Annotated in this window: 24 protein-coding genes and 1 pseudogene; 21 read left to right on the forward strand and 4 right to left on the reverse strand. The window is 60.8% G+C overall.

Features of this window, described 5'->3' with window-relative positions:
* Positions 1-38: 38 nt before the first annotated feature.
* The 13 genes and pseudogenes from rplD (at position 39) to NBH09_RS00620 (ending at position 7,460) form a co-directional block, all read left to right on the forward strand.
* Positions 39-665: a 50S ribosomal protein L4 gene (rplD, locus tag NBH09_RS00560; RefSeq protein ID WP_006235032.1), complete on the forward strand. Its 627-nt coding sequence runs from the start codon at positions 39-41 to the stop codon at positions 663-665.
* Positions 666-953, forward strand: coding sequence for a 50S ribosomal protein L23 (gene rplW, locus NBH09_RS00565; protein WP_006235033.1), 288 nt, complete (start codon positions 666-668; stop codon positions 951-953). It begins immediately after the preceding gene.
* Positions 954-1,132: 179 nt separating this feature from the next.
* The gene (rplB, locus tag NBH09_RS00570; RefSeq protein ID WP_250786762.1) at positions 1,133-1,963 is read left to right on the forward strand and encodes a 50S ribosomal protein L2; all 831 of its coding nucleotides are present in this window, start codon (positions 1,133-1,135) and stop codon (positions 1,961-1,963) included.
* A 32-nt stretch (positions 1,964-1,995) separates the two neighbouring features.
* The gene (rpsS, locus tag NBH09_RS00575) at positions 1,996-2,256 is read left to right on the forward strand and encodes a 30S ribosomal protein S19 (RefSeq protein WP_006235035.1); all 261 of its coding nucleotides are present in this window, start codon (positions 1,996-1,998) and stop codon (positions 2,254-2,256) included.
* A 14-nt stretch (positions 2,257-2,270) separates the two neighbouring features.
* Complete coding sequence (gene rplV, locus NBH09_RS00580; protein WP_006235036.1) at positions 2,271-2,642, forward strand: 50S ribosomal protein L22; 372 nt, start codon at positions 2,271-2,273, stop codon at positions 2,640-2,642.
* A gap of 6 nt (positions 2,643-2,648) precedes the next feature.
* A complete protein-coding gene (gene rpsC / locus NBH09_RS00585; RefSeq protein WP_006235037.1) occupies positions 2,649-3,359 on the forward strand; it encodes a 30S ribosomal protein S3 in 711 nt (236 codons plus the stop codon).
* Positions 3,359-3,775: pseudogene (gene rplP / locus NBH09_RS00590) on the forward strand (50S ribosomal protein L16); the annotation flags it as partial. The gene rpsC and the pseudogene rplP, both read left to right, overlap by 1 nt.
* An 86-nt stretch (positions 3,776-3,861) precedes the next feature.
* On the forward strand, positions 3,862-4,077 hold the full coding sequence (gene rpmC / locus NBH09_RS00595) for a 50S ribosomal protein L29 (protein ID WP_006235039.1): 216 nt from the start codon (positions 3,862-3,864) through the stop codon (positions 4,075-4,077).
* 16 nt (positions 4,078-4,093) lie between these two features.
* Positions 4,094-4,354, forward strand: coding sequence for a 30S ribosomal protein S17 (gene rpsQ / locus NBH09_RS00600; protein WP_006235040.1), 261 nt, complete (start codon positions 4,094-4,096; stop codon positions 4,352-4,354).
* Between the two features lie 118 nt (positions 4,355-4,472).
* The gene (gene rplN, locus NBH09_RS00605; protein WP_006235041.1) at positions 4,473-4,841 is read left to right on the forward strand and encodes a 50S ribosomal protein L14; all 369 of its coding nucleotides are present in this window, start codon (positions 4,473-4,475) and stop codon (positions 4,839-4,841) included.
* 13 nt (positions 4,842-4,854) lie between these two features.
* Positions 4,855-5,160, forward strand: coding sequence for a 50S ribosomal protein L24 (gene rplX, locus NBH09_RS00610; protein ID WP_099432059.1), 306 nt, complete (start codon positions 4,855-4,857; stop codon positions 5,158-5,160).
* Positions 5,161-5,630: 470 nt separating this feature from the next.
* On the forward strand, positions 5,631-6,710 hold the full coding sequence (locus tag NBH09_RS00615) for a Gfo/Idh/MocA family protein (protein WP_250786763.1): 1,080 nt from the start codon (positions 5,631-5,633) through the stop codon (positions 6,708-6,710).
* A 3-nt stretch (positions 6,711-6,713) separates the two neighbouring features.
* Positions 6,714-7,460 (forward strand): DeoR/GlpR family DNA-binding transcription regulator, encoded by a 747-nt coding sequence (locus NBH09_RS00620; protein ID WP_250786764.1) that lies wholly within the window; start codon positions 6,714-6,716, stop codon positions 7,458-7,460.
* Between the two features lie 431 nt (positions 7,461-7,891).
* Here the strand turns inward: NBH09_RS00620 and NBH09_RS00625 are convergent, their stop codons facing one another.
* Both NBH09_RS00625 and NBH09_RS00630 read right to left on the reverse strand, forming a co-directional pair.
* Positions 7,892-8,551 carry an RluA family pseudouridine synthase gene (locus NBH09_RS00625; protein WP_250786765.1) on the reverse strand — a complete coding sequence of 220 codons (660 nt, stop codon included), beginning with the start codon at positions 8,549-8,551 and terminating at the stop codon, positions 7,892-7,894.
* Between the two features lie 15 nt (positions 8,552-8,566).
* Positions 8,567-11,062 (reverse strand): U32 family peptidase, encoded by a 2,496-nt coding sequence (locus NBH09_RS00630; protein WP_250786766.1) that lies wholly within the window; start codon positions 11,060-11,062, stop codon positions 8,567-8,569.
* Between the two features lie 378 nt (positions 11,063-11,440).
* Between NBH09_RS00630 and NBH09_RS00635 the strand changes: the two genes are divergently transcribed.
* On the forward strand, positions 11,441-11,818 hold the full coding sequence (locus NBH09_RS00635) for a RidA family protein (RefSeq protein WP_035137477.1): 378 nt from the start codon (positions 11,441-11,443) through the stop codon (positions 11,816-11,818).
* Between the two features lie 240 nt (positions 11,819-12,058).
* Here NBH09_RS00635 and NBH09_RS00640 read toward each other — a convergent pair whose 3' ends face one another.
* Positions 12,059-12,715, reverse strand: coding sequence for a helix-turn-helix transcriptional regulator (locus NBH09_RS00640; RefSeq protein WP_250786767.1), 657 nt, complete (start codon positions 12,713-12,715; stop codon positions 12,059-12,061).
* 352 nt (positions 12,716-13,067) lie between these two features.
* On the opposite strand from NBH09_RS00640, the gene NBH09_RS00645 reads away from it, so the two are divergent.
* The 5 genes from NBH09_RS00645 to xdh all read left to right on the forward strand — a co-directional run bounded on the left by NBH09_RS00645 (position 13,068) and on the right by xdh (position 22,444).
* Complete coding sequence (locus tag NBH09_RS00645) at positions 13,068-14,462, forward strand: uracil-xanthine permease family protein (RefSeq protein ID WP_161144905.1); 1,395 nt, start codon at positions 13,068-13,070, stop codon at positions 14,460-14,462.
* Positions 14,463-14,658: 196 nt separating this feature from the next.
* On the forward strand, positions 14,659-16,014 hold the full coding sequence (gene ssnA / locus NBH09_RS00650; protein ID WP_250786768.1) for a putative aminohydrolase SsnA: 1,356 nt from the start codon (positions 14,659-14,661) through the stop codon (positions 16,012-16,014).
* A 149-nt stretch (positions 16,015-16,163) separates the two neighbouring features.
* Complete coding sequence (gene ygfK / locus NBH09_RS00655) at positions 16,164-19,163, forward strand: putative selenate reductase subunit YgfK (RefSeq protein WP_250786769.1); 3,000 nt, start codon at positions 16,164-16,166, stop codon at positions 19,161-19,163.
* Between the two features lie 11 nt (positions 19,164-19,174).
* Complete coding sequence (locus tag NBH09_RS00660; RefSeq protein ID WP_055252516.1) at positions 19,175-19,654, forward strand: 4Fe-4S binding protein; 480 nt, start codon at positions 19,175-19,177, stop codon at positions 19,652-19,654.
* 12 nt (positions 19,655-19,666) lie between these two features.
* The gene (xdh, locus tag NBH09_RS00665; RefSeq protein WP_250786770.1) at positions 19,667-22,444 is read left to right on the forward strand and encodes a selenium-dependent xanthine dehydrogenase; all 2,778 of its coding nucleotides are present in this window, start codon (positions 19,667-19,669) and stop codon (positions 22,442-22,444) included.
* Positions 22,445-22,868: 424 nt separating this feature from the next.
* Here the strand turns inward: xdh and NBH09_RS00670 are convergent, their stop codons facing one another.
* Positions 22,869-23,867, reverse strand: coding sequence for a hypothetical protein (locus tag NBH09_RS00670; protein WP_250786771.1), 999 nt, complete (start codon positions 23,865-23,867; stop codon positions 22,869-22,871).
* Positions 23,868-24,457: 590 nt separating this feature from the next.
* Between NBH09_RS00670 and NBH09_RS00675 the strand changes: the two genes are divergently transcribed.
* Positions 24,458-25,837: an ATP-binding protein gene (locus tag NBH09_RS00675; protein ID WP_250786772.1), complete on the forward strand. Its 1,380-nt coding sequence runs from the start codon at positions 24,458-24,460 to the stop codon at positions 25,835-25,837.
* A gap of 398 nt (positions 25,838-26,235) precedes the next feature.
* The gene (locus tag NBH09_RS00680) at positions 26,236-26,877 is read left to right on the forward strand and encodes an SIMPL domain-containing protein (protein ID WP_117839658.1); all 642 of its coding nucleotides are present in this window, start codon (positions 26,236-26,238) and stop codon (positions 26,875-26,877) included.
* Positions 26,878-26,909: the final 32 nt, after the last annotated feature.

Consider the following 26,909-nt stretch of genomic DNA (forward strand, 5'->3'; position numbering starts at 1 on the left):
CCCATTTAGCCCAGCGTCATACCAAGGAGAACACTTAAATGGCAAAGTTTGAAGTAAAGAACAGCGAGGGCAAGAAGGTCGCCGAGGCCGAGCTCGCCGCTGAGGTGTACGGCATCGAGCCGAACATCCACGTTATGCACCACATCGTCAAGTGCCAGATGGCCTCTTGGCGTCAGGGCACCCAGTCCGCTAAGGGCCGCTCTGAGGTTTCCGGTGGCGGCAAGAAGCCTTGGCGTCAGAAGGGCACCGGCCGTGCCCGCCAGGGTTCCATCCGTGCTGCCCAGTGGCGTCACGGTGGCGTTGTCTTCGCCCCCAAGCCCCGTTCCTATGCTAAGCGTATGAACAACAAGGAGGTCAAGCTGGCTATGCGCTCCGCGCTGTCCGCCAAGCTGGCCGATGGCGAGCTCGTGCTCGTCGACGACTACGGCTTCGAGAAGCCTTCCACCAAGGCTGCCGTTGCCATGCTCAAGGCTCTCGGCCTTGAGGGCAAGCGTCTGACCATCATCGTTCGCGATGAGGACGTCAACGCCTACCTGTCGTTCCGCAACATTCCCAAGACGTTCATCATCACCGCCGACGAGGCCAACACCTACGATCTCGTCAACAACAACGCTGTGCTGATGCCCGCCGACATCGCCGCTCACTTCGGGGAGGTGCTTGCATAAATGACCGCCCACGAGATCATCATCCGTCCGATCGTGTCCGAGCGTTCCTTCTCCGGCATGGAGCAGAACAAGTACACGTTCGAGGTCGCCAAGGATGCTAACAAGTATCAGATCAAGGACGCTGTCGAGGAGATCTTCGGCGTCAAGGTCGTTCGCGTGAACACCCTGACGGTCAAGCCCAAGACCAAGCGCGTGCGCTATGTCGCCGGCAAGACCCGTTCTTGGAAGAAGGCCATCGTCACGCTGGCCGAGGGCGACACCATCGAGGTCTTTGGCAACCAGGCCTAAGACTCGCTGCTGTTGAGTGAGCTCATGCCTCCCAAATAGGGGAGGCGAGAGCTCGAGGTTTTGGGCGTATAAAATGGACACGCCCGGAACCGTGTATACGTCCGGTGTCATCGCACCCGAGGCAGAACCTCGAATCCCTGTCTGCGATGGCTAACGGATTCCTATTGAAAGGGATTGTAATGGCTGTAAAGCACCTTAAGCCGACCTCCGCTGGTAGGCGTTGGCAGACGATCTCCGATTTCTCCGAGATCACCTGCACCAAGCCCGAGAAGTCTCTTCTCGAGCCCCTGCCCAAGAAGGCCGGTCGTAACAACAACGGCCGCATCACCACCCGCCACCAGGGCGGCGGCGTGAAGCGTCGTTACCGCGTGATCGACTTCAAGCGCAACAAGGACGGCGTGCCCGCCAAGGTTGCCACGATCGAGTACGATCCGAACCGTTCCGCTCGCATCGCTCTGCTGCACTACGCTGACGGTGAGAAGCGCTACATCCTGGCCCCCAAGGGCCTCGAGGTCGGTCAGACCGTCATGTCCGGTTCTGACGCCGACATCAAGCCGGGCAACGCTCTGCCCCTCGCCGACATCCCCGTCGGTACGCTCATCCACGCCGTCGAGTTCCAGCCGGGCAAGGGCGCTGCTATCGCCCGTTCCGCCGGTAACTCCTGCCAGCTGATGGGTAAGGAGGGCAAGTACGCCATCGTCCGTATGCCTTCCTCCGAGATGCGCCGCATCCTCGTTACCTGCCGCGCCACCGTCGGTGAGGTCGGCAACGCCGATCACGCCAACATCGTCATCGGCAAGGCCGGCCGTAAGCGTCACTTGAACGTGCGCCCGACCGTCCGCGGTACCGTCATGAACCCTGTCGACCACCCGCACGGCGGTGGCGAGGGCAAGAACCACACCTCTGGTCGTCCCTCTGTTACTCCCTGGGGTAAGCCGACGAAGGGCCTTCGTACGCGCAAGAAGAAGAAGGTCTCGAACCAGCACATCATTCGTCGCCGTAAGAAGTAATTTCGGATACCGAGTTTTAGGAGAAAGCACTTATGAGCAGAAGTCTCAAAAAGGGCCCGTTCGTGGAGACTCGCCTTCTCTCGCGTATCACCGCGATGAACGAGGCTGGCAAGAAGGACGTCGTGAAGACCTGGTCCCGCGCGTCCACCATCTTCCCCGAGATGGTTGGTCACACCATCGCCGTCCACGACGGCCGCAAGCATGTGCCCGTGTATGTTACCGAGTCCATGGTTGGTCACAAGCTCGGCGAGTTCGCGCCGACTCGTACGTTCCGTGGCCACAAGGCCAAATAGGGGGTTAACCGTAAATGGCAACTAAGTCTATTGAAACTGAGGCCACCGAGGTTCGCGCCGTCGCTAAGTACGTGCGTGTTTCCCCCAGCAAGGCCCGCCTGGTGGTCGATCTGATCCGCCGCAAGCCTGTCGCTCAGGCCTTCGACATCCTCCACTTCTGCGACCGCGCTGTCGCCGTGGATGTCGAGAAGGTTCTCCGTTCCGCCGTTGCGAACGCCGAGAACAACAACGGTCTGCGTGCCGACAACCTGGTTGTCGCCGCTGCCTATGTTGACGAGGGTCCGACGCTTAAGCGCATCCGTCCCCGCGCCAAGGGTTCCGCTTCTCGCATTCTGAAGCGTACTTCCCACATCACCGTCGTCGTTGCTCCTCGAAAGGAGGCGTAAAGCTGTATGGGTCAGAAAGTCTACCCCACCGGCTTCCGTCTTGGCATCACCGAGAACTGGCGCTCCCGCTGGTTCGCAGAGAAGGATTACGCTAAGACCCTCGGTAACGATCTCGAGATCCGCAAGTACCTCGAGAAGCGTCTTTCCCGCGCAGCTGTCTCCCGCGTCGAGATCGAGCGCGCTGGCGACAAGGTGAAGGTCATCATCCTCACCGCTCGCCCCGGCGTTGTCATCGGTAAGAAGGGTGCCGAGATCGATACCCTCCGCACCGAGCTCGAGAAGGTTGCTGGCGTCTCCAAGGGCCAGCTCTCCGTCGACGTTGTCGAGATCAAGCGCCCCGAGCTCGACGCCAACCTCGTTGCTCAGTCTATCGCCGAGCAGCTCGAGGGCCGCGTTGCCTTCCGTCGCGCTATGCGCAAGGCTGTCCAGTCCGCCCGCAAGGCCGGCGCCAAGGGCATCCGTATCCAGTGCTCCGGTCGTCTCGGCGGTGCCGAGATGGGTCGTCGTGAGTGGTACCGTGAGGGTCGCGTGCCTCTGCACACCCTCCGTGCCAAGATCGACTACGGCACGGCTGTCGCCAGCACCACCATGGGCGCTTGCGGCGTGAAGGTCTGGATCTACCTGGGCGAGAAGCTCCCGGGCCAGCCTGTTCCCAACCCTGCACTCGAGGGCTCTTCCCGTCCTCGTCGTCGTAACTCCGAGAGGAGGGGTCAGTAGTGCTTGCCCCTAAGCGTATTCTTCACCGCAAGGTGCAGCGTGGCTCCATGAAGGGCCAGGCCAAGGGTAATACCGAGCTGCATTTCGGCGAGTTTGGTATCCAGGCTCTCGAGGCCCATTGGATCACCAACCGTCAGATCGAGGCCGCTCGTATTGCCATGACTCGCTACATGAAGCGTGGCGGTCGTGTCTACATCACGATCTTCCCCGATAAGCCCATCACCAAGAAGCCTGCCGAGACTCGCATGGGTTCTGGTAAGGGTAACCCCGAGGAGTGGGTGGCCGTCGTCAAGCCCGGCCGCATCATGTTCGAGGTCAAGGGCGTGCCCGAGGAGGTCGCTCGCGAGGCTCTGCGTCTTGCACAGCACAAGCTTCCCATCAAGACCAAGATTGTTGCTGCCAAGAACGCTGAGCAGCGCATCGAGAAGGAGATGGCTGAGGAGGCCGCTCTCGAGGCCAAGTGGGCTGCTGAGGACGCCGCCGCCGCCAAGGAGGAGAACTAATGAAGCCCGCAGAGATTCGTGAGCTCTCGGACGCTCAGCTCGTTGAGAAGCTGAAGGAAATGCGCGCCGAGCTCTTTAACCTTCGTTTCCAGATGGCCACCAGCCAGCTGGACAACACCGCTCGCGTCAACACCGTGAAGAAGGACATCGCTCGCGTCCTCACGGAGCAGCGCGCCCGCGAGATCGCAGCGGAGAAGTCCGCTGTCGCCGAGTAGGACCTAAGGAGAGAACATGACTGATTCGCGTAACTCGCGTAAGGTCCGTACGGGTGTCGTTACCTCCGTCTCCGGTGCCAAGACCATCGTTGTCACCATCACCGAGCGCAAGCGTCACCCTAAGTACGGCAAGATGATGACCAGCTCCAAGAAGCTGCACGCTCACGACGAGGAGTGCACGGCTGGCGTGGGCGACACCGTCCGCGTTATGGAGACCCGTCCTATGTCCAAGATGAAGCGTTGGCGCCTCATCGAGGTCGTCGAGCGCGCTAAATAAGCAGTCGCTCATACGACTTGTACGTTTCCGAAGATGTGCGTATGCCTGGCTTGCATACCACAGGCCGTATAAAGGCTGCGCACCTCTCTTCGGTTCTTAGTTCGGAGGAACATCTACCATGATTCAGATGCAAACCATGCTGAACGTCGCCGACAACTCCGGCGCTCGCAAGATTCGCTGCATCAAGGTGCTTGGCGGTTCCAAGCGTCGTTATGCAGGCATCGGCGATGTGTTCATCGGTGCTGTCCAGGAGGCTACCCCTGGCGCCAACGTCAAGAAGAAGGACGTTGTCCGTTGCGTCGTCGTTCGCACCGTTAAGGAGATCCGCCGCAAGGATGGCTCCTACATTCGCTTTGATGAGAACGCCTGCGTTGTCATCAACAACGATGGTTCGCCCGTCGGCACCCGTATCTTCGGGCCCGTCGCTCGCGAGCTTCGTGACAAGAAGTACATGAAGATCGTCTCGCTCGCTCCCGAGACCCTGTAGTTAGGGGAGATATATGTATATCAAGAAGGGCGATAAGGTCCAGGTTCTCTCTGGTAAGGATCGCGGCAAGCAGGGCGTTATCCTGCGTGCTCTCCCCGCCGAGAACAAGGTCGTTGTCGAGGGCGTTTCGGTCGTCAAGAAGGCCGTCAAGCCCAACGCTGCCAACCAGCAGGGCGGCATCGTTTCGCAGGAGGCTCCCATCGACGCCTCCAACGTCAATCTCGTCTGCCCCGAGTGCGGTAAGGTTACCCGCGTCGGTCACGAGAAGGACGGCAAGAACAAGCTGCGCGTCTGCAAGAAGTGCGGCCACAAGTTCTAAGCTGCCCGCAACATCAAGTTGCTAGCAAAGGCCCGGATGCCACGGCACCCGGGCCTTTTTTGATCCCTACTCATTGGGTACTTATTGGGGACAGGCTTAAATGAGTGGTCGTTGTTTGGCAGTCATTGGGGACAGACTTAAATGAGTGGTCGTTGGGAACGTCCCTATGTGCCGGCAGTTTGGTACGGTCCTTTGATGCCTGATGCTTCTATAGGTGTGGAGTAAAACGACCTACTCTGTCTTTTAGGGCTTTGGTGTTCCGTCCCTTTATGTTTCACAAGGATCGTTGCATGCGCATTTACGCGCATGTCATTGCGTGACATTGCGTGTAACCGCGCAAACATGTGCAAATTATGGCTATATGATGACCGTTAAGCACCTAAATACGCATATACGTGCATATACGCGCGCATTTGTGCGAATATAGAGCTGTCTGAAATAAAAGACTTTTCACGACGCAGGAGGCACATATGGCAGATTCCAAGCAGGCTCCACTCGACTCTGCGGCAGCCGCAAAGGCAGCGTTCGCTTCGGTCCAGGGCAAGCCGTTCCCTAACGACATCTTTACGGCTCCCGAGCTTCGTTGGGCTGTGATCGGGTGCGGCGTAATCGCCAACCAGATGGCCCAGTCTCTTGCTCTTGCCGGCCGCAAGCTTGCGGGCGTCGCTAACCGCACCCTATCCAAGGCTCAAGCTTTTGCCGATCAGTATGGCATCGAAAAGGTCTATGAATCGGTCGAGGACCTCTATGCCGATCCGAACATCGACGCGATCTATATCACCACCCCGCATAACACGCATATCACCTATCTTCGCGCCGCTCTGGCAGCTGGCAAGCACGTGCTCTGCGAGAAGGCCATTACCCTCAACTCCGCCGAGCTCGACGAGGCACGTGCCATTGCCGACGAGCATAACGTGGTCCTTATGGACGCCACTACGGTGCTCCACATGCCCCTGTATCAGGAGCTGCGCCGCCGCATGGATGCCGGCGAATTTGGCCGCATGAACCTCGCCCAACTCAACTTTGGCAGCTATAAGGAGTACGGCGATCTGACCAACCGCTTCTATAACCGCAACCTTGCTGGCGGTGCCATGCTCGACATTGGCGTCTATGCCCTGTCCGTTATGCGCCTCTTTATGGCACGCCAGCCCGCTGAGGTCGTATCGCTGGGCAACACCTGTGAGACCGGTGTCGACGTTGCGGGCGGCATCGTCTGCCGTAATGCCGAGCAGCAGCTGGGTGTTGTGAGCCTTACGCTTCACTCCAAGCAGCCCAAGCGCTCGGTCATCAGCTTTGACAAGTGCTATATCGAGGTCAACGAGTATCCGCGTGCCGATCACGCGACCATCGTGTGGACTGCGGACGGCCACCGCGAGGAGGTCCACGCCGGCACCGAAGCTTACGCCCTTTGCTACGAGATGGCCGATCTTGAGAATGCCGTTGCCGGCGACGACTCCAAGCGCGAGCTGCTGGATTATGCTTCTGATGTTATGGAGCTTATGACCAAGCTCCGCGCCGATTGGGGAGTCGTGTACCCCGAGGAGGAGTAAGCGATGCTAGCGGAAGATAGGCTCAACGCGATCGTGTCGATGGTGCAGCAGGCTGGCTCGGTTACTGTGCCAGAGCTTGCCGAGGCCCTGGGCGTGACGGCGTCTACCATTCGGCGCGACCTGCAGACGCTCGATCGAGCACACCGCATCGCCAAGGTCCACGGCGGAGCGACGAGTCTTGAGCGCGCACACGTGACGCGCGACCTAACGCTCAATGAGCGCAGCGACCTCCATAACGACGACAAGGAGCGTATCTGCGCCCATGCGGCGGCGCTTGTGGAGCCCGAGAGCTTTGTATACATCGACTCGGGCTCGACGACGCTCAAACTCATCGAGCATCTTCCACACCTTGAAGATGTCACCTATGTGACCGATTCTGTGATCCATGCTCAGCACCTCGCTTTGCGCGGCATGCGCACCGTGGTGTTGGGTGGCGAGCTCAAGCCCGAGACCGAGGCACTCGTTGGCCCCGATGCTTTGGCAACCCTAGACCGCTACAACTTCAATTGTGGCTTTTGGGGTTCTAACGGCATTGCCGCCGAGCAGGGCTTCACGGCGCCCGATATCGAGGAAGCGCAAGTAAAGCGTATCTCGATGCGCCATACGGCCAAACGCTTCGTAATCTCGGACGCCAGCAAATTTGGCATGGTGGCGCCCGTCAAGTTCGCGGACTTCCGCGACGCAACGATTATTACCGCGGGCGAGGTCCCCGCCAAGTACCGGGCAATGGACAACGTCATCACGGTCTAACAGCAGGGGACGGGCTAAGGCCAAAACCACCACAAAGGGGCCTGTCCCCATTGTGGTGGTTAGCAACGGAAACCGAGTAGTTTTCTCAATAGAAAAGCGGCAACGTCCATCACGGACGTTGCCGCTTTCGTTGTCTACCGGTTTTGTCTAAGTCTGTAACAACTGGACCGTTAAAAGTGGGCTAGGTGTTACAGATCGAGATACTTCCGAGCCGCGCCGTCCCTTTGTCTCAATCTGTAACATCTGGGACCGATTTTGCCGAGTTATTGTTACAGATTGAGATTTTTCCTTGAGAGGGATTCGAATGTCTCGATCTATAACAAATAGACCGGAAAATGGGTTCTAACTGTTACAGATCGAGACGTTTTGGGACTGTGGCTGGGCCATTGCGGCAAAACCACCACAAAGGTGCCTGTCCCCATTGTGGTGGTTTAGGGCTCCCAGGGGCAGGGAGCTTCGATGTGGATGTGCTCGCCGGTTACGGGATGCGTAAAGGACACGCTGTGGGCATGGAGCATGAGGCCACAAGGACGTGGCGTGCCGTACAGCTCGTCGCCTACCAGGGGATGACGCTCGCTCGCCAGATGCACACGGATTTGGTGCTTGCGGCCGGTGAGCAGCTCGACATCGATATACGAGCGCGTGGGCAGGCCACGACGGCTCTTAAGGCGCTTGAGCACCTTGACGCGCGTCTGAGACGGCTTGCCGCTGGCGCCAACGCGCATCTTGCGGCTATCGTGGCGGTCGCGGGCGATGGGCTTGTCGATGAGCTTCTCGTTCCAGTCGATCTTGCCCTCGGCCAGCGCCAGATAGTGCTTTTCGAATGCGTGGTCGATCACCATCTGGTCAAAAGCGGGTTGTGTCTGCTTGTCGAGCGAGAACAACACCACGCCGGTAGTGTTGCGGTCCAGGCGGTTGAGCGGTTGCATGTCGGTCGCGGCAAAGCCGTCGCCCATGGCCAACAGCAGGTCGCTGGCGTAGTCGGTAAGTGTGCGCTCACCGGTGCCGTCACCGTGGACGATCATGCCGGCGGGCTTATCGATGGCCATGAGCCAGGCGTCGCAGTAGAGGACTTGAGGTTCTTCGTTCACGTGTAAGCCTTTCGGTTAGCTAATTCCCACAAACATGCAGCCCGAGGTCGCGCCGCGCAGGCGGGCAGCGGGCTTGCGACCTGCCTGCGCGGCCTCAATGGCGCGGCGGACACGAGCGACGGCACGGCCAACATCATCGGCCTCGAGCAAGGTTCCGTCGACCATGAGACGACGCACGCCGGCATCGAGCAGCTGCGGAACTTGCGGTGTGAGGTCGATGGGGTAGGCGTCGTACAAGCGCGAGCGGCCGTGGATATCGGTACGCACGGGCATGACCTTGCCATCGATATTCTTGAGCGACAGCTTGCGGGCGCGCAGGCGGCAATTGGCGCAATCGTGGATACAACCGTTGGCAACCTGCAGGATGCAGTGCTCGCTCGTCATAACGCGCGGGCGGCCGAAAACGGTGATGCCCAGGGCTGCGGGCGCGGAGGTGCCAAGCGAGATAATCTCGTCGAGCGTAATCTCGGGCGAGAGCCAAAAAGCGCCGGCCCCGCGCTCGGCGAGTGCCTCCATGCAAGGCGTGTTGTGCACGGGCAGGCAGGATCGAATTTCGGCCGTGGCGCCAACCTGGGCGGCCAGGGCAAGCTCAGAGATGTTACCGACAGCGATGGTGGCCCCAGCCTGTATCCACGAATCGACGCGCTCGTGGTCGACGGCGCGGCAGACCTCGTCGAGTACGGGCACGATGCCCTGCTCAAACGCATCGGCGGGGGAGAGCCCGGCCGCATCGAGCGCGTCGGTGGTCATGTAGATGCGCGTTGCACCCTCCACGCGCGCTGCCTCGGCGGCCTCGAGCGAGGTGACAGTGGCGCAGATTTGCGGCTCATCGCGGTAATGCTCGGGCGCGGGGCGGGAATTACTGGTGACAATCGCCGGCAGCTCTAGCGTACGGGCGCGCTCCTCGTAGGGTGCCAGAATGGCCTCCTCCAGCGCCTTACAAGCGGCGGCGCGCACCTTGTGCACGGCGGAAAAGCCCATGCCGCAGCCCTCATCGAGCGCCACATCAAAGTTCGCAGCCTCAAAGGGCGAGGAGCCCATACGCCCGACGTGCTCCACCAGATCGGCCGCCTCGACGGCGCGAGTCTTGGCGGCCTCGACGGTAAAGCCGGTGGCGGTGGCGGTGAGCGCGGGGTCGTCGCAGCAGGTGAGCGTAACGGTAAACGGCTCGCCCAGACGCGCCACGACGGACACGTCTACGGCGCGGCGGCGCAGCACGTCGCGTTTGAGCGCGGCGCCGGCGGCGTCGATAGCGCGCTGGCTGCGGATGACGCGCACGCGGCAGCCCTCGGGCATGCTGCGGGGCACACGGCATTCGATGATGTCGCCCGCGGCGGCATCATCGGCGGCGATGGTGGTCAGGAACTGGTCGAACTCATCGTCGTGGCGAAGCTCCAGCAGGTCGCCCTTGCCCACGGGCTCAAACAGCTCAACGCTGGCGATGGCAGCGCGACGACGGCGGTCGTCAGGCTTGAGGCCGCGCACATCGCGGTTGGCCAGGCGGCTACCGAGCACCGTGCCCACAATCTGGCCGCGGTTGTTGGAGCGCTCGTAGCTCATCATCTCGTCGCCCGAGGTGCCGTCCTGATAGGCGTGCGTAAAGTCACGGTTAAAGCAGCGCTTGAGCTGGCGCTGGCGGGCGGCCTCTTCATCCTTAGAGGTCGAAACATTGGCCAACATGTCATCAATCTGATGACGATACACGTCGACGATGGAATACACGTAATCGGGGGCCTTCATGCGGCCCTCGAGCTTGAGCGACGCGGCGCCGGCGTCATACAGACGGCGAACAAGCTGCGACGTGTTGGTGTCGCGCGGGCACAGCGCGCGCTCGCGACCGGCAGGGGAGAGCGCGCGACCGTTCTCGTCGATCAGCTCGTAAGGCAGGCGACAGGGCTGGGCGCACATGCCGCGGTTGGCCGAGCGGCCCGCCATGGCAAAGCTCGACAGCAGGCACAGGCCCGAGTAGCAAAAGCAGATGGCGCCGTGGCTAAAAACCTCCAGGTCAACGTCGGGCGCGGCATTGTGAATGGCGGCGATCTCGTCGATGGAAAGCTCGCGCGAGAGGGTCACGCGGTCGGCGCCCTGCTCGCGACACCAGATAGTCCCACGGTCATCGTGGATGTTCGCCTGGGTCGAGATATGCGTCTCGATGCCGGGCATGGTGCGCTTGACCTCAAAGAACAGGCCCCAGTCCTGGATAATAAAGGCGTCGGCGCCCAGCGTGGAGCAACGATGGATGAGCTGCAGCGCATCGCTCATCTCGGATTCCTTGATGACGATGTTGACCGTGACGTAGACGCGCGAGCCGGCCAGGTGCGCGGCGCGGCAGGCCTGCTCAAAGGCCTCGTCGGTAAAGTTCGTTGCCTTGCGGCGGGCGTTGAAGCTGCCCATGCCACAGTAGATGGCGTCTGCCCCGGCGGCGAGCGCGGCGGCAAAGGGCTCCGGGCCTCCGGCGGGTGCCAAAAGCTCGGGCCTGCGGTTGGTGGTTCGACTGGCGGTTGCGGTCATATCCTGCCTTTCAAAATGCTCAGATACTCAAAAGTATAGTGGTGCAGTTGCGGCGGACGAGCCCTGTGGCCCAAGCAGGATAAAGTCTTCAGCAGCCCTTGCAGTAAAAATGATCCGTTTCCCTCCGTCCCCATCGGATCAGGCGATCCATAGGGGACAGAGGGAAACGGATCATTTTGAGCTTCACCGTCCGGTCGTGCCGTTCAGCGGCCGACAGGCACCGTTGGGCGATAAAATATTCTCGCAACGTGATAATAATCTTGCATCGCGCGGAAACCTTGAGTACTATCCCAAATCAAGCGCGGTGTTCAGACCGAATTGTGCCTCCCGGTGCGAACGCCGCGCTCACGCTCTCTATCTGATCGTAAGGAGAAAAACATGAGCAAGACCGTCGTGTCTTCCGATAACGCACCTGCAGCCATCGGCCCGTATTCCCCCGGTATCCAGACCGGCAACATGGTGTTCCTGTCCGGCCAGCTGGGCATCGACCCCGCAACTGGCAAGATGCCCGAGGGCGTCGAGGCCCAGGCTAAGCAGTCCCTTGCTAACGTTGAGGCCCTGCTGACCGCTGCCGGCGCCACCTTTGCCGATGTCGTCAAGACCACGGTCTACCTGGCCGACATTGCCGACTTCGCTGCCGTGAACGAGATTTATGCCTCCAAGTTCGAGGCCCCGTTCCCCGCGCGCAGCGCTTTCCAGGTTGCCGCTCTTCCGGCTGGCGGCCTGGTCGAGATCGAGGTCGTCGCCGCTCTCTAAGGCGTTGGCAACAGCTAAACATGACATGCAAAAGGACCCTGCAGTGCGAGCTGCAGGGTCCTTTGTCAAGCGATGGGTCACTTGTGGAGCCACCAAGGGCAGTCTTTTTGGGACGGGGCTATTTTAGCTACCCCAATATGCAGGATTGCTTTTACTTGCGGCTCATCGAAATCGCGGGCAGAGGGAGGGTAGCTAAAATAGCCCCGTCCCAAAAAGACTGCCCGCGCTCCATTTTGCTCGCTAGCCCTCCTTGCGGACTTTTTGCAGGTAGCGGTAGACGCTGGGCTCCGAGATGCCCAGCGCGGTGGCGGCGCAGGCCACGGCGCCCTTGAGCATGAACACCCCGTTGCCGTTGAGGTGGCGAATGACGTCCACGCGGTCGCTCTGGCCAAGTGACGCTACATCCAGCCCGCGCGCGCTCAGCAGCTCGGCAATACTGCGGTCGATGAGCTCCTGCGTAGACTCCGAAAGACTTTCGACCTCGATAGACGCGGGCTCTGCCTGCCTTGGCACAGCGTCGAAGCAGGCCATGAGCTGCTGCGCCATGGCGTTGATGGAGCGTACCGTGGAAAGATCGGTGTTGACGCAGAGCATGCCGACGATCTCGTTGTCCTCGCGGATAAAGTACGTCGCGGACTCCAACGTCTTGCCACCGGCGCCGCGCCCTTCATAGCCCGTAATAAACGGCAGATCGCGATACTTGGGGTCGTGCATAATCTTGAGCGCCAGATCGGTGGCGGGACCGCCGACCTTGCGGCCGCTCACGATACCGTTGCGGATATCGACGATGGCGTGGTCGGGATCCGAGAAATCGTGCAGGACGATCTCGCTGTTCTTACCGAGTACCTGCTCCAGGAAATCGACCATCGGCAAAAAGCGACGTACGGTCTCGTTCACGGGCAACTCCTTGGGGTGAAATCGGAAATGTTCATAACAATTTTTTCTCATGGTAACACGGTGTCTATTGATTCACATATTCGCAGGTACATTGCGTAATACGGACGAGCGGTAGGAATTTAGCGGTAAACGGTCGACCAAAAGAAAAGTTAGATGTTATTTTGACCAGACACTTTCTTGACCTGCGGAAATGCATTGTCTCAGCTCAAGAATAGTCTGATAACAAAAAATTATTATTGAGAATGAGAATCATCTTTAATACGATATGCAACGAAGGCACAACCTCAACCCCGCACTGCGTCACAATAGAGCGTTAGATGCGAAAACAACTATTTCGAGGATTGGTGGTCAAATGACCCAGGAGACGGTTAAGAACGGCACTGAAGCCCTGTTCACTCGTGAAGGCATGCCTCCCGTTAAGGAAATGATCCCGTGTGCCCTTCAGCACGTACTGGCTTCGTTTGCCGGTATCATCACCCCGGCTGTCATCATGGCCGGCGTCTACGGCTTTAATAGCCAGCAGAGCACCGACATCATCCAGGTCGCGCTCATTCTTTCGGCAATCGACACGGCCCTTCAGGCCTTCGCTCCCTTCCGTCGCATCGGCGGCGGCCTGCCCATCGTCATGGGCGTTTCGTTCGCGTTCCTCCCGGCCCTCCAGGCCATGGGTGCCTCGGGCTTTAGCTTTGGTGCGCTGCTGGGCGGCGAGATCGTCGGCGGCGCCGTCGCGGTCCTCTTTGGTCTGGCTTACAGCAAGATTAAGTGGCTATTCCCGCCCGTCGTGACCGGTACGGTCATCTTCTCCATTGGCGTCTCTCTCTATCCCACGGCTGTCAAGTATATGGCCGGCGGTATGGGTACGCCGCTGTGGGGCACCCCGCAGGCCTGGTGCGTCGCTCTTATCACCTTCGCCGTGGTCTTTGCGCTCGCCAACTTTGGCAAGGGCACGCTCAAGCTGGGATCCGTGTTCTTTGGCATGATCGTTGGCATGATCGTTTCGATCCCCTTTGGCATGATCGACTTCTCCAGCGTCGCCACCGCTCAGGTCTTCGCCCTTCCCAAGCTCATGCCCTACGCGCTCGAGTTTGATCCCGAGGTCTGCATTACCCTCGCCGTCGTGTTCCCCATGGTTGCCATCCAGGTTATCGGTGACGTCTCCGCCGCCTGCCTGGGCTCCATCGACCGTATGCCCACCGAGCGCGAGCTCTCCGGCGCTATCGTGTCCCAGGGCCTCACCTCTATGGTCGGCGGCCTGCTGGGCGGTCTTCCCACCAGCGCCCTTGGCCAGAACGTGGGCATCATCTGCTCCAACAAGGTCGTCAACAAGTGGGTCTTTGTGATCATCGCGGCCGTCTTTGCCATCGCCGGTCTGTTCCCGCAGCTCTCTGCCGTCCTTTCCGCTATCCCGCAGCCCGTCATCGGCGGCGCGACCGTCGGCGTCTTTGGCACCATCACCATGAACGGTGTGCGCATGTTCACCCGCGAGGGCCTCACGCAGCGCACCACCACCATCGTCGGCACCTCCGTTGTCTTTGGCTTGGGTATCTGGATGGCCAGCGGTTGCCTTGCCGGCGAGGGCATGCCCACCTGGGTGTCCACCGTCATCGGCTCCAACGCCGTAACCCCCACCGCCATCATGGCCATCGTGCTCAACCTGATCCTTCCGCAGACGCCGGTCGTGGCTCAGCACATCGATGCCGCCAAGGATGCCGCTGTTGATCTGGTCCTGCCCGAGAGCAAGAAGTAACCAATTCGGTGCTATTCGCCGGCGGATGCATCGCCTCGTCCGCCGGCGCCATGCGGCGCCAAGCCGCACTTCAAAGGGCTTGTCCCTTTGGTGAAGCGTTGACGGGAGAGGGCCCGTTTCCGGTGTAGGCCGGCGCTTCGCACTTCCGCCATGTCAGAGGTGTCAAACCCCGCCTCTGATGTTGAAGGGAGCATTTATGCTTCTGGTCGCTAACGGTTCCGTCTTTACCCGCAACGCTCAGACTCCGTTCATTCCCAACGGTGCAGTCGCTATTGACGGAGATACGATCGTCGAAGTGGGCCCCGAGCGCGAGCTCAAGGCCAAGTACCCGGATGCCGAGTACGTCGACGCCCAGGGCAACCTCATCATGCCCGGACTCATCAACTGCCACACCCACATCTACTCGGGTCTGGCCCGCGGCCTTGCCATTAAGGGCTGCAACCCCACCAACTTCCTGGAGAATCTTGAGCAGCAGTGGTGGAAGATTGACGACAACCTGACGCTCGACGGCACCAAGGCCAGCGCCTATGCCACGATTCTGGATTCCATCCGCGACGGCGTTACCACGATCTTCGATCACCATGCGAGCTTCTGCGAGATTCCGGGCAGCCTCTTTACCATTAAGGACGCCGCTCAGGAGCTGGGCATGCGTTCGTGCCTGTGCTACGAGGTTTCCGACCGCCGTGGTCAGGAAAAGTGCGACCAGGCTATTGCCGAGAACGCCGAGTTTGCCCAGTGGGCCGCCAAGGAGCGTCGCGATAACGACAATCACATGATCGCCGCCATGTTTGGCGGTCACGCCACCTTTACGCTGTCGGACGAGACCATGGATAAGATGGCCGAGGCCAACAATGGCCTGACCGGCTTCCACATCCACGTGTGCGAGGGCATGAACGATGTGTGGGACTCCCGCCTCAACCGCGGCGGCATCAGCCCCGTCGAGCGCCTGCTGCAGCACAACCTGCTGGGTCCCGACACCATGCTGGGCCACTGCATCCACGTGACGCCTGCCGAGATGGATATCGTCAAGGAGTCCGGCACCTGGCTGGTCAACAACCCCGAATCCAATATGGGCAACGCCGTGGGCTGCGCCCCCGTGCTCGAGTTCTTCCGCCGCGGCATTCCCGTGTGCATGGGCACCGACGCCTACACCCACGATATGCTCGAGAGCCTCAAGGTCTTCCTGATCATTCAGCGCCACAACGCCGCTATGCCCAACGTGGGCTGGTGCGAGGCCATGACCATGCTGTTCGAGAATAACGCCAAGATGGCGAGCAAGTACTTCGATCGCAAGCTCGGTGTGCTTGAGCCCGGCGCTGCCGCCGACGTCATCGTCATGGACTACAAGCCCTTTACGCCGCTGAGTGAGGAGAACATCGACGGCCACATGCTCTTTGGCATGATGGGCAAAAACTGCCGCACCACCATCATCAACGGCCGCGTCCTGTACAAGGATCGCGAGTTCGTTGGCATCGATGAGGAAAAGATTAACGCGTGGACCATGGCCGAGTCCAAGAAGCTCTGGAGCACGCTCAACGATCGCACCTACTAATTCACAAGTAGATTCGCGCGCGTCGGATGTTTCGCCGCATCCGACGCGCGTATAGGCGGCCTCCGCGGGGTCGCCGGCGCTGTGCTGGCGCTACACCGTATTTGCGTCCGCCGCGCGGTCTCGCCGGGCGTTACAGAGAGGAGCTCATTATGAGCGACATCATGAGGCCGATCCCGTTTTCGCAGCTGATGAACTGGATCATCGAGGAGCACAAGACCCAGGACGCCATCTTTGGCGTGCGCAAGATGGTCACGACCAACCAGGAGGGCGCGCTTCCCATTTTTGACGAGCGCATCGAGACTCCGTTTGGCCCGGCCGCCGGCCCCAATACGCAGCTGGCCCAGAACATCGTGGCCTCTTATGTGGCCGGTTCCCGCTTCTTTGAGCTCAAGACCGTTCAGGTTATGGACGGCGAGGAGCTCTCCAAGTGTGTGAACAAACCCTGCATCGTGGCACAAGACGAGTGCTACAACTGCGAGTGGTCGACCGAGCTCGAGGTTCCGCAGGCCTTTGCCGAGTACGTGAAGGCATGGTTTGCCTGCCACCTGATCGCTCGCGAGTACGGTCTGGGCAGCCCGGACGGTTTTGTCTTTAACATGTCCGTGGGCTATGACCTCGAGGGTATTAAGAGCCCCAAGGTCGACGCCTACATCGAGGGCATGAAGGACGCCAGCGGCTCCGACGTCTGGAACGAGTGCCGCGCATGGGCGCTCGCCAACCTGGACAAGTTTGAGCATGTCGACGCCGCGTTTGTCGAGTCCATTCCGGCGCGCGTGTCCAACTCCATCACCGAGTCCACGCTGCATGGCTGCCCGCCGGCCGAGATCGAGCGCATCGCGACCTATCTGATCACCGAGAAGGGCCTCAACACCTACATCAAGTGCAACCCCACGCTGCTGGGCTATGAGTTTGCCCGCCAGCGTCTGAACGAGCTGGGCTTTGACTACATCGTCTTCGATGACACGCACTTCCGCGAGGACTTACAGTGGGTCGACGCCGTGCCCATGTTCGAGCGCCTGATTGCCCTGTGCGCCGAGCGCGGCCTGGAGTTTGGCGTCAAGCTCACCAACACGTTCCCCGTCGACGTGACGAGGAACGAGCTGCCTTCCACCGAGATGTACATGTCGGGCCGTTCGCTGTTCTCGCTGACCATCGAGGCTGCCCGTCGTATTACCGAGCAGTTCGATGGCAAGCTGCGCATCAGCTACTCCGGCGGTGCCACGGTCTACAACATCCGCGCCCTGTACGATGCCGGCATTTGGCCCGTTACCCTGGCGACCGACGTGCTCAAGCCCGGTGGCTACGAGCGTTTTAGCCAGATGGCCGGCGAGTTTGGCGATCTGGACGGCAAGCCGTTCGCGGGCGTCTCGCTCGAGGCAGTGACCGCGATCCAGACCGATTCGCTCACCAACCCGCTCTACAAGAAGCCGCTGCGCCCGCTGCCCGACCGCAAGGTCGCCGGCAAGAGCCCGCTTTCCGACTGCTTTACCACGCCGTGCCGCACGAGCTGCCCCATTCAGCAGGATATTCCCGCCTATCTGGCGGCTGTTGACGAGGGCCGCTACGAGGACGCGCTCAACATTATCATCGAGCGCAACGCCCTGCCGTTCATTACCGGCACCATCTGCCCACATCCCTGCGGCCGTGCCTGCGAGCGTGCGTTCTACGAGCCCGAGGGCGCCCAGATTCGCGCCAGCAAGCTCAAGGCCGCCCGCGAGGCCATGACCGCCGTGCTGCCCAAGCTGCGTGCTCAGGCCATCGCCAACGACGGCGAGCGCAACGTTGCCGTTATCGGTGGCGGCCCGGCCGGCCTGGCGACGGCATTCTTCCTGACGCGTGCCGGCGTGCCCGTCACCATCTTCGAGGCCCGCGACTCTCTCGGCGGCGTGGTCCGTCACGTGATTCCCGAGTTCCGTATCGCGAGCGACGATATCTCCCACGACGCCGAGCTTTGCCTGGCCTTTGGCGCCAAGGTGCAGCTCAACGCTCGCGTTGATTCCATTGACGAGCTCAAGGCCCAGGGCTTTACCGACGTGGTCGTGGCCACCGGTGCCTGGATGCCCGGCTCTGCGGGCCTGGGCGAGGGTGCCGAGCTCGATGTGCTGGAGTTCCTCGAGGCCGCCAAGAAGGGCGAGAAACTCGAGCTGGGTGAGGATGTCGTGGTCATTGGCGCCGGCAACACCGCCATGGACGCGGCCCGCGTGGCCAAGCGCCTTGCTGGCGTGAAGAACGTGCGCCTGGTGTATCGCCGCACCAAGAAGCAGATGCCCGCCGACGAGGAAGAGCTCGATCTTGCTCTTGCCGACGGCGTTGAGTTCTGCGAGCTGCTGGCGCCCAAGGCGCTCAACGGCTCCGTGCTGACCTGCGACGTTATGGAGCTCGGCGAGCCGGATGCAAGCGGCCGTCGCAGCCCCGTCGCCACGGGCGAGACCGTCGAGCTTTCCGCCACCACGGTGATCTGCGCCGTGGGCGAGGGCATCGATGCCAGCCTGTACGATGCCGCGGGCGTCGAGCACGACCGTCGCGGCCGTCTTGCCGCCACCTCCACCGGCGTCGAGGGCGTCTGGGCTGCAGGCGATTGCCGTCGCGGTCCGGCCACCGTGGTCGAGGCTATTGCCGACGCCGCCGAAGTCGCACGCGCTATCGCCGGCGTGGACTTTAACAAGTACGCCGACTGCAACGAGAAGGCCGGCCGCGAGGACACCTGCTACGAGCGCAAGGGGTCGCTGTGCCGCGACAAGCGCAACTGCACCAAGACCCGCTGCCTGGGCTGCGGCTCGGTGTGCGAGGTCTGCTGCGACGTGTGCCCCAACCGCGCCAACGTGGCAATTAAGGTGCCGGGCCTGGCCAAGCATCAGGTCGTCCATGTCGACGGCATGTGCAACGAGTGCGGCAACTGCGCCGTGTTCTGCCCTTACCAGGAGGGTCGTCCCTACAAGGACAAGCTCACCCTGTTCTGGAGCGAGCAGGACATGGAGAACTCCGAGAACGAGGGCTTCCTGGCCGTGGACGAGGACCACTTTAAGGTCCGCGTCGCCGATACGGTCCGCACCGTCTCGGTCGATGCCGTCAACACCGGCCTTCCCGAGGCCGTCCGCCTGACCATCAGGGCCGTGCGCGACAACTATTCGTACCTTCTTAAGAAATAGGCGAGTCTCTTATGGCCAAATCCATTCAACATAACGTGGCCTACGTCGCCTGCGGAAGCGGTTGCGCCTCCGCAGGCGGCGACGCCCGCTGCAGCGAAGGCTGCATTGGCTGTGGCGCCTGCGTCACGGCCTGCCCCCACGGCGCCATTGCGCTGGTCGATGGCATCGCCCGCGTGGACCGCTCAAAGTGCACGGGCTGTGGCCTGTGCGGCATGGCATGCCCGCAGCGCGTGATTGCCTTCGTTCCCGGCTACCAGAACATCCTGGTGCGCTGCAACAACACCGATAAGGGCGCTATCGCCCGCAAGATCTGCGACACGAGCTGCATCGGTTGCGGCATGTGCGCCAAAAAGTGCCCTGCCGGCGCAATCCGCATCGAGGACAACTGCGCCCACATCGACGGCGCCGACTGCCTGTCGTGTGGTATGTGCGCCGTCGTGTGCCCGCATGGCGCCATTCACGACCGCACCGGCATCGCCGCCGGCGTGTAGAAGGGAATCACCATGGCACAGGAATTCACTTTTACCGTTAACGGCGTCGAGCGCACGACGACTCAGAACAAGCCGCTGCTCCGCTACCTGCGCGACGACCTGCACATTCACTCCGCCAAGGATGGCTGCTCCGAGGGCGCCTGCGGTACCTGCACCATCCATGTGGACGGTGCGGCCGTCAAGGCCTGCGTGCTGACCACCGCGCTTGCCGCTGGCCGCAACATCGTGACCGTCGAGGGCCTGCCCGAGGACGTGCGCGAGGCCTTTGTGTACGCCTTTGGCGCCGTGGGCGCCGTGCAGTGCGGCTTTTGCATCCCCGGCATGGTCATGGCGGGTGCAGCGCTTATCGCCGAGGATCCCGAGCCCACCGAGGAGCAGATCAAGTACGCCATCCGCGGCAACGTCTGCCGTTGCACCGGCTACAAAAAGATTATCGAGGGCATCTCGCTGGCCGCTGCGGTGCTCCGTGGCGAAAAGCAAATCGACGATGATCTGGAGCGCGGCGACGACTACGGCGTGGGCAAGCGCGCCTTCCGTATCGACGTGCGCAAGAAGGTGCTCGGCGAGGGCAAGTATCCCGACGACATCGACGAGCTCGATCAGCCGGGTCTGACCTACGCCAGCGCCGTGCGCTCCAAGTATCCGCGCGCCCGTGTGCTCTCCATCGATACCTCCAAGGCCGAGGCCCTGCCCGGCGTGGTGGGCATCCTGCGCGCCGAGGACGTGCCGGTCAACCAGGTCGGCCACCTTATCCAGGACTGGGACGTCATGATCGCCCAGGGCGATATCACCCGCTGCGTGGGTGACGCCATCGTGCTGGTGGTTGCCGAGGACGAGGCGACGCTCGAGAAGGCCAAGAAGCTCGTAAAGATCGATTACGAGCCGCTGGAGCCCGTGCGCAACATCGCCGAGGCCAAGGCCACCGACGCCCCGCGCCTGCACGACAGCTTCTTTGCCTTTGGCAACACGGTGGAGCTCAAGGACAATGTATGCCAGAGCCGTCACGTGACGCGTGGCGACGCCGCCAAGGCACTGGCGGAGAGCGCGTTCACCGTGACGCAGCGCTTTACCACGCCCTTTACTGAGCATGCCTTCTTGGAGCCCGAGTGCGCCGTCGCCTTCCCGTACAAGAACGGCGTCAAGGTGCAGTCGACCGACCAGGGCGCCTACGATACGCGCAAAGAGTGCGCCCACATGTTTGGCTGGGACAACGAGCCCGAGCGCGTGGTCGTCGAGACCATGCTCGTGGGCGGTGGCTTTGGCGGCAAGGAGGACGTGTCCATCCAGCACCTGGCCGCGCTCGCCGCATATAAGTTCCAGCGTCCCGTGAAGTGCAAGCTCACGCGTGCCGAGTCGCTTGCCTTCCATCCCAAGCGTCATGCCATGGACGGCACCTTTACGCTGGGTTGCGACGCCGAGGGCAACTTTACCGGCCTGGATTGCGAGATTAACTTTGATACCGGCGCCTACGCGTCGCTGTGCGGCCCGGTGCTCGAGCGCGCCTGCACGCATGCCGTCGGCCCCTACAAGTACCAGAACACCGACATTCGCGGTTTTGGCTACTACACCAACAACCCGCCCGCCGGCGCGTACCGCGGCTTTGGCGTGTGCCAGTCCGAGTTTGCGCTCGAGAGCCTGGTCGACCTGCTGGCCGAGAAGGTCGGCCTGGATCCGTGGGAGATCCGCTACCGTAACGCTATCGAGCCGGGCGAGGTTTTGCCCAACGGCCAGATTGCCGATTGCTCCACGGCGCTTAAGGAGACGCTGCTCGAGGTCAAGGATGCCTACTACGCGCATCCCGGACACGCCGGTATTGCCTGCGCCATGAAGAACGCCGGCGTGGGCGTGGGTCTGCCCGATGCCGGCCGCTGCAAGATTCGCGTCGAGAACGGCGTGGCTACGGTCTATGCCGCCACGTCCGACATCGGCCAGGGTTGCAATACCGTCTTTTTGCAGGACGTTGCCGAGGCATGTGGCTTGCCGCTTCGCTGCATCGCCAACGGCGAGTGCTCTACCGAGAACGCCCCCGACTCCGGCACCACGTCTGGCTCGCGTCAGACGGTTGTGACCGGCGAGGCCGTGCGCGGTGCCGCCTTCCTGCTGCGCGATGCTATGGTTGGCATCGAGGCTGGCAAGCCTGCGCCCGATGCTCCCGTGAGCGCGCATGGCGACGGCGTCAAGATCGAGTACGACGACGGTCGCGCCTATCAGCTGCACACACAGGAACTCGTCGCCGGCCAGGGTATGCATCCCCAAGATCCCGCTGCCGCCATCAAGGCGCTCGAGGGCTGCGAGTTTGGCTACGTGTACCTGGAGCCGACCGACAAGCTGGGCGCCGACGTTTCCAACCCCAAGAGCCACATCTGCTACGGCTTTGCCACGCATGTGGTCATTCTGGATGATGACGGCCGCGTGAGCGAGGTCTATGCTGCGCACGATTCCGGCAAGGTGGTCAACCCCATCTCCATCCAGGGTCAGATCGAAGGCGGCGTGCTCATGGGTATGGGCTATGCGCTTACCGAGGACTGGCCGCTCAAGGACTGCGTACCCCAGGCAAGGTACGGCACGCTCGGGTTGTTCCGTGCGCCCGAGATCCCGGATATCCACGCCATTTACGTGGAGAAGGACGAGCTGCTGCCCGTGGCATATGGCGGCAAGGGCATTGGCGAGATCGCAACGATCCCCACGGCGCCCGCCGTACAGAACGCCTATCGCGCATTTGACGGCAAGCTGCGTCCGGATCTGCCCATGGTGGATACGCCCTACAGCCGCGCTCGTCACCGCGGGTAGGGTAGAGCGCGGACGGCATTGCTGACGGGCAGTTCGCGCTCAGCATCAACTACATACGCTGCGCCTTTGGCCCCGGCTCCATCGCGAGTCGGGGCCTTTTGTTTGGAGCGCCTCCGCATACGGAAACTGTGTCCCGGATTTGGCGCTCAGAATGGGATGCGCTTTCCGTTAACCGCTCACTTGGAAAGTGCATCCCAGCTTGAGCGTTTATTCCGGGATGCGGTTTCCGCTGAAGGACTCAACCGGAAAGCACGACCCGTTCCGAGACCTGATTCCGGGATACGCTTTCCGCTAGGCCCGCCATCCGGAAAGTGCATCCCGTTTTGAGCGTCCAGGCTAGGACGCGCTTTCCGTTGGCGTGGTCGTTGGGAAAACGCGGCCCAAATAGGGGGGTGCGATCCGGCGATGCGTGGCCTAGCAGCTCCTACAGGTCCACGTCGTTGAGCCATGTCGGCAGCGCGGTCTGCCGGATGCCTGCTGTCTGCAGCTTTTTTGCGAGCACTCCTGTCGAGCGGACTTCACTCATGGTAAAGCGCAGCAAGGGATGGCCGTAGAGCGACAGGTGCGCTTCGCGTTGCCGTTCGGCAACGAGTGCTTCGGCGGTGGTGCGCCCGGCTAACATGGCCTGGTCGGTATATTTGACGAACCCGTCGAGTTCTCCCAACGTGAGCTCCCGCGCCTGGCGCTCCCAGGCAAAGTCCGTTCGCATAGTCTCGGTCGAATCGAAGGGGTCCGTCAGCTCGTATTGCAGTTGGTCGGGTGCGAAGCCGGTCTCGATCATGACGGCGCGGGCGACTGATTCTCCACCGCTCTCGGCGCGGGCGTCGGCATATCGAAGCGTTGTGAGGGCGGTGCGAATCGTGCGACCATTGCGGGCGGTCGCTCGTTGCTCGACGGCCTCCATCAGCTGTTCCCGCGCAAGGCCGAGCTTTAAGATCGTCGAATCGGCAATGGGCATGCCGTCGGCAAAACCGGTCTGCAACAGGCAATCTGTGACCGTTTGGATGGGCGGCGTTACCGATATGCCGGCTCTGCGTATTGCTCCGGCCGGCTCAATCTGGTGCCGCTGAATATGTGCGCCCGGACGAGCCGACGGCTTTGTCGAGCTGCAGACATGCACGACATTCAGGTGTCGCCACGAGACCTCGAGCCCCAGCAAACAGGCGGCCGAAAACGAGCAGAACGTCCAATCGGGGTGGATGATCGCAAGGGCGCGGAGGATTTCGCAATGGCGCTGTGCCCGGTTGAGTTCATCCCAACGCATTTTGCGTGCGAACAGTCCCGGCATGGGCGAGACGACCGTGCTGCCGGTGCGCCGAAGGAGCGCTTTTCTGATTGCCGTGCTCGGGGGAATCAGACAGCGCCTCTCGTGTTCGGCTTGGGTTAGCAGCTGGTCGATGAGCTGGTCATTGCAATGGGTCATGAGCTACCGCCTCCTTTTGGGTAGCAAAAACGTATCAGCCGGAACTTGCCGCTCAGCTGACCAAAAGCTGACCAAAATCTAACCATGCAGGTAGATGGCCTATTTTCGGCGACATTTTTATATCCGAATCGGTGGGCGGTAATCGGCGACCGTGAACGGCGACGAGTTATGAAGACTGGGTAAGTTTCGGGACGTGTACTTTTCAGAAAAAGAGCATTCTATCTGCTGTTTTGTGTTTCTGGATCGCATATTTGAAGGTATGTGATAAGGGCGGCGGACTGTCGCCTTGTATCTGCGGAAGCTGTGACCCGGAATGAGCGCTCGGAATGGGATGCATTTTCCGGTAGAAGCTTCAGCGGAAAGTGCATCCCAGAATTCAGGCTCAGAACGGGACACGCTTTCCGGATGGCATGCTTAGCGGAAACTACGGCCCAGTTTTTGGTTCCAGAACGGGATACATTTTCCGGAACGGTCCACGTGCGGCGGTGTATCGCCCTTTTTCGTGCGCCGCTTGTCGAATTGCGTTATAGCTAGCTATATTATAGGAAGGTATAATATAGCTAGCTATAACGCAAAGGAAGGATGGCCCTATGTTTATCGGAAGAACGGCGGAAATGTCCGAGCTCAATCGACTGTATGGCACGGGCTCCTTTGAGATGCCTGTGATTTACGGCCGCCGTCGCGTGGGCAAAACGCGTCTCATCACAGAATTCATCCAAGGCAAGAAGGCTATTTACTTTCAAGCTCGTCGTACCAATGCGGAGGCAAACCTGCATGGCTTTAGCCAGGCGATACTTGCAGGCTCGGTTGGTGCTGCAGGCGTGTCGTTTCGTAGTTTTGACGAAGCGTTCGATGCATTGGCCACCATGGCTCGCGCGGAACGTTTGATTGTCGTGATTGACGAGTATCCCTATCTCGCCCAATCGAATCCCGAGATCAGCTCGTTGCTGCAAGACAAGATTGATCACCTGTACAAAGAGACCAGGCTCATGCTGATCCTATGCGGCTCGTCTCTTTCGTTTATGGAGGAACAGGTGTTGGGCTACGAGAGCCCACTATACGGTAGACGTACGGCCCAGTTTAAGATCATGCCGCTCGATTTTACGACGACCCTCGGGTTGTGGCAGAGCATGGGTCGCGAAGACGCTGCAGTTTGCTATGGCATGACAGGTGGCATTCCTGCATATATCGAGAAAGTCGATCCTGCCGCATCGCTCAAGGACAACATCAAACGTCTTTTTCTTACTCCTACGGGCTATCTCTTTGAGGAGCCGAGTAACCTGCTATTGCAAGAGTGCCGCAATCCCGAGCAATATGATGCGATCGTGCAAGCAATTGCTCAGGGGCGCTCGAAGATCTCGGAGATTGCGAGCTCTACGGGAATCCCTGCGAGCAACGTAAAGAGCTATGTGGATAAGCTGGCGTCGCTTGGGATTGTCGAGCGCGAGCTGCCCCTAAACGAGACGAGCAATAAGCGAGCCGTGTATCTGCTGAGCGACCAGATGTTTAGGTTCTGGTACAAGTTTGTTCCGCAGAACATCGGGCTGATTCAAAACGATATGGCCGAGATGGCGTATAAGCGCATTGAGCCGCACATATCGGATTACATGGGTATGGTCTTTGAGCTTATATGCAGACAATACGTGTACGAACTCGCACGCGCGGGCCAGCTCGATGTGGTTCCGGCGAGCGTCGGGCGCTGGTGGGGGACGGATAATCGCACGCATACGCAGGAAGAAATCGACTTGATTGTTGACGATGGCGAGGGCACTGCGCTGTTTGCGGAGTGCAAATGGCGCAATGAACCGGCGGGCGAAGACGTGCTGCAAAAGCTCGTTCGTCGAAGCGAGCTCTTTAGACGGCAACGAAAAAGCTATGCGCTTTTCTCAAAACGCGGCTTTACGCAGGGATGTCGGGATGCCGCGGAGAGCAGGGGAGACGTTAAGTTGATCTCCTTTGCCGAGATGTGAGGACGGGGTAGCTCTGCTCGAGGGCAAGAGCCTGTCCTCGAATTGCTGGAATAGGGCCCCTTCTTTTGTCGTGTTGGCTGTCGGCGGAATGCCGGTGGAAAGCCAGCGGAAAGCGTGTCCCAGATTTCGGCCCCAGGGTGGGATGCCGTTTCCGAATCGGCCCTCAAACGGAAATTGCATCCCGGAACGAGCTCTCAAACCGGGATGAACTTTCCCAGCGGGGCTGCAGGCGGAAACTGTGTCCCGGATTCGACGCTCAGAATGGGATTCGTTTTCCGGCAGGGGCTTCAAATGGAACATGCGTCCCGGGGCCCCACACGGCGTCGCCACACAACTTTGTGTCCGCACGGACGGCTATGTTTACTGCAACGTAGCCATTCGTGGAAAGGACGGATGCCATGGCAACGGATAAGACCGGTTATGTGAGCGTTGGTGCCCGGATCGAGGATAAGGTCATGCCCGATCGCGTGATCTTTAGCATTGGCTTTGGCGGCCGCTTTGATACCAAGGAGGCGTGCCTGGACGATTACAACGCCGATCGCGCCAAGGTCGCCGCCGCGCTGGCGCCCTTTGGTCTGGATGACGAGTTAACGTGTCGCCGGTACACCTGCTATGCGCAGACGACGCGCAAAAGGGCAATCATCGTGGGCTACGATTACTATGCGTACGGCACGGTTGCCGCGCCTGTCGATTCGGTTGACTGTGCGGCTGTGTGGGCGGCGCTCAACACCTGCGGATCGCATGCCGACATGAACATTCGATTTGAACTTGCGGATGAGCGCGCGGCAGAGGACGTCCTGATTGCCCGCGCTGTCGAGCGCGCTCGCGGTAATGCGCAGGCGCTTGCTGCGGCGGCGGGGACTAAGCTGGGCGGCATCAAGCATATCTCGTATAACAGCCGGCCGGGGGATTACGGTACGGTGTACTGCGCTGCCATGGGCGCTCCCGATGGGGCATCCGGAGGCCTTGGGGAAACGGTGCTGGATCCGGAACCCATCGAGGTCGAGTGTTCCGCGGACGTGGAGTGGTGGCTGGAATAGTGGACGAGCCGGGCGAGCGTCGAGACTTCATG

The sequence above is a fragment of the Collinsella sp. BG-O-102 genome, assembly GCF_023656745.1.
GTDB lineage: Bacteria > Actinomycetota > Coriobacteriia > Coriobacteriales > Coriobacteriaceae > Collinsella.